We start from the raw sequence: 9,112 nt of genomic DNA on the forward strand, positions 1-9,112 counted from the left end.
TGTCCGCTCATAGCCCCGCCATCCGATCCAGGTAGTCGAGGTCCAATGCACTCGCGAAGTGGTCGGCGAGCACCTCGTACGGGTCGGCCCGTGGCGCCCCCGCCGTCACGCCGAGCTCCGACAGCAAAGCCTTCCGCACCGCCTCGTTCTCGAAGAGGCCGTGCACGAGGGTGCCGGCCACCCTCCCGTCAGCCGCCACGCAGCCCTCGGGCAGCTGGCAGGATTCGCTCCCTCGCCGCAGCCACGTGCCGAAGGGCCGTGCGCCCGGCGCCACCGTCACCCGGCCACAATGGATTTCGTATCCCCGCACCTCGGCCCCTCCGGCGGTGCGCATCCCCGGCAGTCCTTCCCCGAGCCGCAGCGACACCGGCGAGGTGGCCTTCTCCTTCTCGAAGCGCGTCACCACCGGCAGCAGGCCCAGTCCCGCCACGTCCGGCTCCGGTGACTCCACGCCCAGTGGGTCGAGGATGCGCTCGCCCAGCATCTGATAGCCGCCGCAGATGCCCAGCACCGGCTGGCCCGCGTGCACCCGCTGCGCCAGCGCCCCCGCCATCCCGGTGCGCCGCAGCCAGGCCAGGTCGTTCGCCGTGCACTTGGTTCCCGGGAGGATGACGAGCCGCGCCCCCTCCAACTCCTCGGGCCGCTCGCACCAGCGCACCTCCACCCCCGGCTCGCGCGCCAGGGGCTCGAACTCATCGAAGTTGGACAGGCGCGGCAGCTTCACGATGCACACGAGCGCCCCGCCATTCGCCTCTCCGGGCCGCAGGTCCAGCGAGTCCTCACTGGCGATGCCCGTGTCCCCCAGATGCGGGATGACCCCCGCCACGCGGATGCCGCACCGCTGCTCGAGGAAGCTCACCCCTCCCTGGAAGAGGGAAGGGTCGCCCCGGAACTTGTTCACCACCAGGGCGCGTACCCGCTCCCGCTCGGAGGGCTCGAGCAGCTCCAGTGTGCCCACCAGCGCCGCCATCGCTCCGCCCCGCTCGATGTCCGTCACCAGCACCACCGGGGCGTCGGCACGCTCGGCCACCCACATGTTCACGATGTCGCGGTCCTTGAGGTTCACCTCCGCCGGGCTGCCCGCTCCCTCGATGATGACCAGCTCATGGCGCTCGCGCAGGGAGTCCAGCGCCTGCCCCACCACCTCGCGCAGCTCGGGCTTGCGCCGGTGGTAGTCACGGAAGTGCATGCTCCCCAGCACCTTACCCATCACCACCACCTGCGAGCCGGACGTCGTCTCCGGTTTGAGGAGGATGGGGTTCATCTCCGCGCACGGCACCGCCCGCGCCGCCTCGGCCTGGGCATATTGCGCCCGGCCAATCTCCGCTCCATCCGGCGTCACCGCGGAGTTGAGGGCCATGTTCTGCGACTTGAAGGGCGCCACCTTGAACCCCCGCCGCGCGTAGATGCGGCAGAGGGCCGTCACCAGCAGGCTCTTGCCCACGCTGGAGGCGGTGCCTTGGACCATCAGGGTACGGGCCTTCATTCGAGCGTCTCCCGGACGCGCCTCCAGGCGGCGCGCAGAAGGGGATGATCCACCTCGGGTCTCACCCCGATGCGGATGTGTTGGGGGAGTCCGAGGCTGGTGCAGTCGCGCACCCGGATGCCCGCGTGGACGGCGGCGGCGGCGAAGGTGCGTGCCTCGGGCACCCGGCACAGGAGGAACGTGCCCCCGGCGGCCTCTACCCGGGCGCCGGCCTCGGTGAGGGCTTCCTCCTGCGACTTCCGCAGCCGGGCCACCTCCGTCCTCACCGCTTCCACCTGCCCGAGGCACTCGAGCGCCACTCGTCCCGCCGCCAATGCCGGGGCCGACACGTTCCAGGGCGGGAGGGCCGCGCGTACCGCGCGCACGAGCCGCGGATCTCCGAAGAGATAGCCGAGCCGCAATCCCGGTATGGCGAACACCTTGGTGAGCGAGCGCAGCACGACGACGTTGCCTTCCGGATGAACGGGAGGCACTGCCTCGAAGAGGGGCTGATAGGCCTCGTCCACCACCACCAGCGTCTCGGGCGCGGCGGCCGCGGCGGCCCAGATGGTCTCCACCGGGAAGACGGAGAGGCAGGGATTGCTCGGCCGGCAGATGAAGAGGAGGGACGGCTTCTGACGGCGGAGCGTGGCGAGCAACTCCTCGGGGCTCCACTCGAAGGGAGGCCCCTTCGCGGCCAGCGCTTCCACCGTGGCTCCGCTGGCGCGTACCGCCTGCGCGTACTCCGCGAAGGCCGGTGTGAGCACCAGCGCGCTACGCCCCGGGCCGGCGAAGGCTCGGGCCAGGGCCCAGATGAGCTCCACCGAGCCATTGCCCACCACCACGCCGTCGAGTGGCACCCCGTGCAGCGCGGCCAGGCGCTCCCGCAGGGGCAGGGCGGTGGGGTGGGGGTAGCGCCGCACGTCGGCGGCTCGGAAGGCGTCGAGCACCGCCTCCGGTGGAGGCAGCGGAGAGACTCCCGTGCTGAAGTCCACGCACCCGGGTGCCGCATCCCCTCCGTGCGGAGTGGGCTCCAGGTGCTCCAGCTCAGGGCGAGGCGAGGGCAACACGGAACCCCTCCCCGCCGACATAGGCGGCCGTCAACGCCGCGGCCAGGAGCGAGGCCGCCACCATGAGGAAGACCGCCCGGCGGATGTCCTCCGCTCGCGGCTGGCGCCCTCCGGTGCCCAGCCGGTAGTGCCCCACCTTTTCCAACTCCACTCCCAGTCCTCCGGCCACCGCCGCCATGGGACGGCCGGCGTTGGGGCTCTCGGTGGAGGCCCCATCGCGCCACCAGGAGAGCACCGCCCGGACCGGAGAGGCACCACACAGCGCGCACGCCAGCACGAGGAGCGCCGCGGACAGCCGCGCTGGCACCAGGTTGAGGACATCGTCCAGCCGGGCGGCGGCCTTGCCCAGCCACTCCAGCTCTCCGCGGTATCCGATCATCGCGTCCAGGGTGTTGGCCGCACGGTAGGCGAGGGCTCCAGGCACTCCCGCCACCGCGTAGAAGAGGAGGGGCGCCACCACCGAGTCCGAGGTGTTCTCCGCCACGGATTCCACCGCCGCCGCCGCGAGCAGCGGGGGCTCGAGGTCCGACGTGTCGCGCGACACGAGGCTGCGCAAGGCCAGCCGCGCCGCGGGTGCATCCTGCTGGTGCAGGGCGCGGAAGACGGCCAGGCCCGCCTCGGCCAGGGCCCGCACCGCGAAGGCACTCTTGAGCAGGTACACCTCGAGCGCCAGTTGCACGAGGGGCCAGCCGGAGACGAGGCGGAGCAGCGCCCAGCTTCCGAGCCCGAAGACGAGGGGCCCGGCCATGGCCATTCCCAGCCCGTGGAGGAAGGCGGGAAGGGGTGCACGGGGCGCCAGCTTGCGCAAGCGCCGCTGCAGGCGTCCCATCCACACCACGGGGTGTACCGGCGTGGGGGGTTCGCCCCAGGCGAGGTCCACCACGAGCGCGGCTCCCAGCACCACGGCCGCGTGCGTTCCTCCGTCCATCATCCGGCCGCTCCCACCACCAGGTTCCCCGGCTTCAGCCGCAGCAGCAGCCCGAGCGCGCCGAAGTACACCTCGTCCGCCGCGGCCGCCAGGCGTTGGTGGGCTCCGCCGCTCACGTCGCGGAACATGCGTCCCAGCGGGGTCTCGGGGACGAGCCCCATGCCCACCTCGTTCGTCACCAGGATGGTGGCGCCCCTCCTTCGTTGGAGCACTCCCACCAGCCGATCCACCTCGCGGAGGATGGCTTCCGGTTCATCCCCTCGAAGCAGCAGGTTGGACAGCCACAGCGTCACGCAGTCCACCACCGCCACGTCCGCCGTGTCCTCTTCCAGGACCTCGCACAGGCGGCGCGGCTCCTCCACCGTCTCGAAGCGGCCCGTCCGCTCCTCGCGGTGGCGCCGTGCGCGCTCGCGCATCTCGTCGTCGAAGGGCTCGGAGGTGGCGATGAAGGTGCGCCGCGTTCCCATCTTCTGCGCCAGCTCGAGGGCGAAGCGGCTCTTTCCACAGCGCACGCCGCCTCCCACCAGGATGATTTTCGCGCTCACCGGAGACCTCGCTCTTCCAACCACCGGCGCACGCCGCGCGCCGTGGCCTCTCGCACCGCGCCACCCAGCAGGCTGCCGAACCGGGTGTGCTTGCCTACGTATGCCTCGCCTCCGGGCCCCTCTGGCGCCGCCACCACGATGCAGTCGGTGCCCGTCCCGGTGGCCACCCGCAGCGAACGGCGGCTGGGCACACGCGCTTCCATGAGGGCCGCTGTCCGGGCCTCGGCCGCCAGCGCCACCGCCTCCACCAGCGCTCCCTCCGAGAGGGGACGGGACAGCTGACACAGCAGGTTGATGGTGCCCACGCGCCGCAGCGGTCCGGGCTCGTCTCCGGCCGCCAGCGCGTTGCCCAGCCCCACGGTGGCCACGCAGCGCGCCGAGAGCCCACCGGACTCGAGGCGCACGTCGTCGAAGGTGGACACGTCTCGCGAGGTGAGCAGGCCCACCGTCTCCTCCGGCGACTCCTCTCCGAGGCTGGCCGCGAGGAGTGCCACCGGGTCCACTCCCGGAACCAGCTCCTCATCGCGCACCTGCCGCCACACCACCGCCCGGGCTCGCCGGCGGCCCCCGTTGATGACGGCCCAGGAGAGCACCGCGTGCGGACGGGCGAAGCGCACCACCAGCAGTCGCCCGCCGCCCTCCAGCGAGGGTGCTTCCACCTCCGGCGCGGCGAGAGCGGCCGTCATGAACGCTGCTCCTTGAAGGCGCGCGCTGAATTCACGAGCCCCTCGGCGATCAGGGGATTGGAGGCCCAGTGCGCGTGGACGTAGGAGGCCAGCACGTTGGGCGGGCCAAAGCCCTCGACATGGGTGGTGCCGCCGCGCCGCTTGCGGATGCGCAGGGCTCCACCCTGGGCGGGGACTCCCTCCAGCGTGGAGTAGCGGAACTGGTGCCCGCGGAAGCGCAGGCCCGCTCCGCCCAGCACGGTACGCACCGTCGTCTCCACCTCCACGTAGCCGAGCGCCTGGAGCTTGGGGGCCATCACCGCCACCCCGGGCACCAGCCCGACCATGGGGAAGTCCTGGCCGTCGAGGGTGCGCACGGCCTGGGCGAGGTACATCATCCCTCCGCACTCGGCGTAGATGGGGCCGCCGCGCGAGGCGAAGTCGGTGATGGCACGCCGCAGGGACTGGTTGTCGGCGAGCTGCCGCGCATGCAGCTCCGGGTAGCCTCCCCCGAGGTAGAGGGCATGCACATCCGGCGGGAGGGCCGTGTCCGAGAGCGGCGAGAAGGGCACGCATTGCGCGCCGAGCCGCTCGAGCCGCCTCAGGTTGTCCGCGTAATAGAAGTGGAAGGCGGCATCCTGGGCCACCGCGATGCGGCAGGTGACGGGGGCGTCGGGGCGCTGCTCGTCCGGGGCCTCCGGCAGAGCGGGGGCCTCGCGTGCGAGCCGCAGGAAGGTGGCCGCGTCGTTCCATTCGGACAGGAGCGCGCCCCAGGCGTCGAGGCGCTGCGTGGGGATGCTGTCCTCGGAGGCGGTGAGGAGGCCCAGGTGGCGAGCGGGGAAGGCGAGTGCCTCCTGCTCGGGGAGCCCGCCCACCACGGGCACCGCCGTGCCGAGCGCCGCGCGCTGGAGCAGCTCCAGGTGGCCCCGGCTGCCCACGCGGTTGGCGAAGAGGCCCGCCACCTTGAGCGCCGGGTCGAAGGCCGCCAGCCCGGTGCCGATGGCGGCGATGGTGCGCGCCATGCCCGAGGCATCCACCACCGCGAGCACGGGCGCCGCGAGCCACTTCGCCACCTGTGCCGCCGAGCCCTCCTCCGAGTCCGGTGAGGCCCCGTCGTAGAGCCCCATCACGCCCTCGATGAGGGCCACGTCGCAGCCCTGGCTGGCATGCCGGAAGGTGGAGACGACGGCATCACGGCCCATCAGCCAGCCGTCGAGGTTGTGGCACGGCGCCTGGGTGGTGCGTGCGTGGTAGCTCGGGTCGAGGTAGTCCGGGCCGCACTTGAAGGTGGCCACCTTCAAACCGCGCGACTGGAGCGCCCGGGTGAGGGCCACCATGACGGTCGTCTTGCCCACGCCGCTGGAGGTGCCCGCCACCACCAGCCGGGGGATGAGGGGAGTGGCGTCCATCAGAAGTCGAGCCCCATCTGGGCGGGAATGCCCTTCTCGAAGGGATGGCGCACGCACCGCATCTCGGTGACGAGCTCCGCGGCGGCCATCAGGGGCTCCGGGGCGGAGCGGCCGGTGACGATGACGTGCACGTGGGGAGGACGCGCCGCCAGGGCCTCCAGCACCTCCTCCATGGGGACGAAGCCGTAGTTGATGACGTACGTCAGCTCGTCGAGCACCACCACCTCGTGCTCGCCACTCGTCATCAGGCGCCGGGCCTCGGCCCAGGCCTCCTGGGCGGCCCTCTTGTCCCGGGACAGATCCTCGCTCTCCCAGGTGAAGCCCCGGCCCATGGTGAGGAAGACGAGACCGGGCAGGCTCTCCGCGAAGGTGCGCTCGCCCGTCTTCCACTTGCCCTTGATGAACTGCACCACCGCGGGCTTCATGCCCCGGCCGAGCGCGCGGAACACCACCCCGAGCGCGGCGGTGGTCTTCCCCTTGCCATCTCCCGTGTAGACGACCAGCAGGCCCTTCGGTTGCTTCGCGCTCATGTTCCACTCCCGCGTGCGTGCCGCTCGAACCAGGCGAGGCGCTCGCGCAGCCGCACCACCTCGCCCACCACCACCAGGGCCGGCGGTCCCAGGGCGTTGCGCTCCCGCACCTGGGCGGCGAGCGTCTCCAGGGTTCCCACCACCACCAGCTGCTCGGGCGTGGTGGCCGCGGCGATATAGGCGGCCGGTGTCTGGGGCGCGCGCCCGCACTCCACCAGCCGGGCCAGGTTGGCCTCCAGCTTCCGGGTGGCCATGAAGAGCACCAGCGTGCCTCCGGCCGCGCCGAGCTTCTCCCAGCAGGTGTGGCTCCGGGGCCCCTCGATGTCATGCCCGGTGACGAAGGAGACGTCGGAGGCGTGCTCCCGGTGCGTGAGCGGGATGCCGGCGTAGGCGGCGGCCCCGAGCGCGGCGGAGACGCCAGGAACCACCTCGTAGGGAATCCCCGCCTCGAGCAGCTCCTCCGCCTCTTCTCCGCCCCGGCCGAAGATGAACGGATCTCCCTGCTTCAACCGCACCACGTGCCGCCCGGCGCGGGCCAGCTCGAGCACCGCCGGGTGCAGCCGGTAGCCGGCCTGCGTGGCGCCCTGGTTGCGGTGGCCCACGAGGATGCGCTCCGCCCGGGGGCCGATCTCCGCGAGCACCGCTGGCGGGATGAGGGCGTCATAGGCCACGACCTCCGCCTCTTGCAGCAGCGCCTTCGCGCGCACGGTGAGCAGCCCCGGGTCTCCTGGCCCCGCTCCGACCAGGGACACGAAGCCTCCCCGGCGCCCGGCTCCCGGGTACCCGAGGCGCTCCTGGCAGAAGCGCACCCGCTCCTCCACCGTGGTGAGGGAGTCCGGGACGAAGTGCAACCGCGAGGCGGGGACGGAGCGGCGCAGGAGCGACTCGAGGACGAGCTGGTAGCGCAGCTCGTCCGTCGCACTGTCTCCGCGGACACCGTCCCGCTCATAGGGGATGACGCCCCAGGGGAGGACGAAGACGGCATCGTAGCTCCGCACCGCGGCGGCCGAGCCCTCGAGCAGCTCCGGGACGAGCTCCGCGCACCCATGCTGGAGCGCATAGGCGGCGAAGTCCGCGAGGCAGTTGTCCGCGACGAAGCCCTCGCGCTGTTCCTCCTCGCGCTGCCGGCGCACGGCCCACAGCTCCCGGAGCGCCTTGGCTCGCTCGGGGACGGGCAGCTGCTCCAGGCGCTTCCCGGTGCGCACGACGTGCTCCCGGGTCTCCTCGGGGACGAGGGGCAGCCCGAGGCGGCTTCCCAGCGCGTTCACCAGCGTCGTCTTCCCCACGCTGGCCGAGCCGGTGATGGCGATGCGCGGCGGCCGGTCAGCTTGCATTGTCCGTTCCCCTTCGGAAGCGGTGGGTGAAGGAGGGGTCGTACAGGCGCGAGTTGGCGAAGTCCTTCGCCTCCAGCACCTCGCCCACGAGGATCATCGCGGTCGCGTTGATGCGCTCGGCGCGCACCTTGTCACCGATGTCCGCGAGGGTTCCGCGGACGATCTTCTGGTCCGGCCAGGTGGCCTTCTGCACCACCGCGACCGGGCAGTCCGGCCCGTAGGAGGGCAGCAGCCGCTCCACCACGTCGCGGATGAGGCCCGCGCTGAGGAAGAGCGCCAGGGTGGCCCGGTGACGCGCCAGGTCCTCCAGCTTCTCTCCCTCCGGCATGAGGGTGCGTCCCTCGGCGCGGGAGATGATGACCGTCTGCGACAGCTCCGGCAGCGTCAGCTCCTTGCCCAGCACCGCGGCCGCGGCCGTGAAGGAGGAGACGCCTGGAATGATCTCGTAGGGGATGCCCAGCTCCTCGAGCCTGCGGAGCTGCTCCGCGGTGGAGCCGAAGATGGACGGGTCTCCCGTGTGGACGCGCGCCACGTCCTGGTCCGCCGCCTGGGCCTCCTTGAAGACGTCGATGATCTGATCGAGCGTCATCGACGAGGAGTCGAGCACCCGGGCCTCCGGATGGGCCCGCGCGATGACGGCCTTCGGAACGAGCGAGCCGGTATAGAGGACCACGGGGCACTGCTCGACGAGCTCCGCGCCGCGCAGGGTGATGAGCTTCGGATCTCCGGGTCCGGCACCGATGATGTAGACCTTCATTGTCTTCTCCTCAGGAGCAGCGCAGCACCGCGTCACGGACCAGGTCCCAGACGTGTCCTGGCACCTGCGCCAGCCAGCGCGCGTCCGTCTCCGGCTTTGCCTCGTGCTCGGTGACGAGCCGCCACAGCCGCTCCGACACCGAGCCATTGCGGCGGATGACCAGGCGCTCGGAGAGCAGCCGCGCCAGGGCCTCGCCCTCGAGCTCCATCACCAACAACGGCCGGGCCACCTCGACCGCGCGCACCGGGGAGAGGCGCACGTAGGGCACTTCCACCCCTGGAACCTGGGCAGGGGGCTCGAAGCCCGCCGCCGCCCAGTTACACGGCTCCTTGAGGTCTCCCACCAGGAAGAACTCCCCCTCGGTGGAGGCAAGCAGCGCTCCGGCCAGACGTCCGACGAAGGCCATGGC

10 protein-coding genes are annotated in these 9,112 nt (G+C 71.9%); all 10 read right to left on the reverse strand.

The genetic code is table 11. The features are described from left to right. Positions 1 to 7: 7 nt before the first annotated feature. From NR810_RS17375 to NR810_RS17420, 10 genes are read right to left on the reverse strand one after another with little or no spacing between them, the layout of a single operon-like run. Positions 8 to 1,486 (reverse strand): cobyric acid synthase, encoded by a 1,479-nt coding sequence (locus tag NR810_RS17375; RefSeq protein ID WP_257453740.1) that lies wholly within the window; start codon positions 1,484 to 1,486, stop codon positions 8 to 10. Then, a complete protein-coding gene (locus NR810_RS17380) occupies positions 1,483 to 2,535 on the reverse strand; it encodes a pyridoxal phosphate-dependent aminotransferase (RefSeq protein ID WP_257453741.1) in 1,053 nt (350 codons plus the stop codon). Before NR810_RS17380 ends, NR810_RS17375 begins: the two co-directional genes overlap by 4 nt. Beyond that, complete coding sequence (gene cbiB / locus NR810_RS17385; protein WP_257453742.1) at positions 2,513 to 3,466, reverse strand: adenosylcobinamide-phosphate synthase CbiB; 954 nt, start codon at positions 3,464 to 3,466, stop codon at positions 2,513 to 2,515. Before cbiB ends, NR810_RS17380 begins: the two co-directional genes overlap by 23 nt. Further along, a complete protein-coding gene (gene cobU, locus NR810_RS17390) occupies positions 3,463 to 4,008 on the reverse strand; it encodes a bifunctional adenosylcobinamide kinase/adenosylcobinamide-phosphate guanylyltransferase (RefSeq protein WP_257453743.1) in 546 nt (181 codons plus the stop codon). The genes cbiB and cobU overlap by 4 nt, the downstream gene beginning before the upstream one ends. Continuing rightward, the gene (locus tag NR810_RS17395; RefSeq protein WP_257453744.1) at positions 4,005 to 4,694 is read right to left on the reverse strand and encodes an adenosylcobinamide amidohydrolase; all 690 of its coding nucleotides are present in this window, start codon (positions 4,692 to 4,694) and stop codon (positions 4,005 to 4,007) included. Before NR810_RS17395 ends, cobU begins: the two co-directional genes overlap by 4 nt. Continuing rightward, complete coding sequence (locus NR810_RS17400; protein WP_257453745.1) at positions 4,691 to 6,082, reverse strand: cobyrinate a,c-diamide synthase; 1,392 nt, start codon at positions 6,080 to 6,082, stop codon at positions 4,691 to 4,693. The genes NR810_RS17395 and NR810_RS17400 overlap by 4 nt, the downstream gene beginning before the upstream one ends. Continuing rightward, positions 6,082 to 6,612: a cob(I)yrinic acid a,c-diamide adenosyltransferase gene (gene cobO / locus NR810_RS17405; RefSeq protein ID WP_257453746.1), complete on the reverse strand. Its 531-nt coding sequence runs from the start codon at positions 6,610 to 6,612 to the stop codon at positions 6,082 to 6,084. Before cobO ends, NR810_RS17400 begins: the two co-directional genes overlap by 1 nt. Further along, on the reverse strand, positions 6,609 to 7,946 hold the full coding sequence (gene cobA, locus NR810_RS17410; RefSeq protein ID WP_257453747.1) for a uroporphyrinogen-III C-methyltransferase: 1,338 nt from the start codon (positions 7,944 to 7,946) through the stop codon (positions 6,609 to 6,611). Before cobA ends, cobO begins: the two co-directional genes overlap by 4 nt. Beyond that, positions 7,936 to 8,703: a precorrin-4 C(11)-methyltransferase gene (cobM, locus tag NR810_RS17415; protein ID WP_257453748.1), complete on the reverse strand. Its 768-nt coding sequence runs from the start codon at positions 8,701 to 8,703 to the stop codon at positions 7,936 to 7,938. The genes cobA and cobM overlap by 11 nt, the downstream gene beginning before the upstream one ends. Before the next feature lie 10 nt (positions 8,704 to 8,713). Continuing rightward, on the reverse strand, positions 8,714 to 9,109 hold the full coding sequence (locus tag NR810_RS17420) for a precorrin-3B C(17)-methyltransferase (protein ID WP_257453749.1): 396 nt from the start codon (positions 9,107 to 9,109) through the stop codon (positions 8,714 to 8,716). Positions 9,110 to 9,112 lie beyond the last annotated feature (3 nt).

The sequence above is a fragment of the Archangium lipolyticum genome (genome assembly GCF_024623785.1).
Classification (GTDB): domain Bacteria; phylum Myxococcota; class Myxococcia; order Myxococcales; family Myxococcaceae; genus Archangium; species Archangium lipolyticum.

What these genes read in the sequence shown, in the direction of transcription:
- NR810_RS17395 (WP_257453744.1), bottom strand. Translation starts at nt 4,694, where the DNA reads ATGACGGCCGCTCTCGCCGCGCCGGAGGTGGAAGCACCCTCGCTGGAG.
- NR810_RS17420 (WP_257453749.1), bottom strand. Translation starts at nt 9,109, where the DNA reads ATGGCCTTCGTCGGACGTCTGGCCGGAGCGCTGCTTGCCTCCACCGAG.
- cbiB (WP_257453742.1), bottom strand. Translation starts at nt 3,466, where the DNA reads ATGATGGACGGAGGAACGCACGCGGCCGTGGTGCTGGGAGCCGCGCTC.
- cobA (WP_257453747.1), bottom strand. Translation starts at nt 7,946, where the DNA reads ATGCAAGCTGACCGGCCGCCGCGCATCGCCATCACCGGCTCGGCCAGC.
- cobO (WP_257453746.1), bottom strand. Translation starts at nt 6,612, where the DNA reads ATGAGCGCGAAGCAACCGAAGGGCCTGCTGGTCGTCTACACGGGAGAT.
- NR810_RS17375 (WP_257453740.1), bottom strand. Translation starts at nt 1,486, where the DNA reads ATGAAGGCCCGTACCCTGATGGTCCAAGGCACCGCCTCCAGCGTGGGC.
- NR810_RS17400 (WP_257453745.1), bottom strand. Translation starts at nt 6,082, where the DNA reads ATGGACGCCACTCCCCTCATCCCCCGGCTGGTGGTGGCGGGCACCTCC.
- cobM (WP_257453748.1), bottom strand. Translation starts at nt 8,703, where the DNA reads ATGAAGGTCTACATCATCGGTGCCGGACCCGGAGATCCGAAGCTCATC.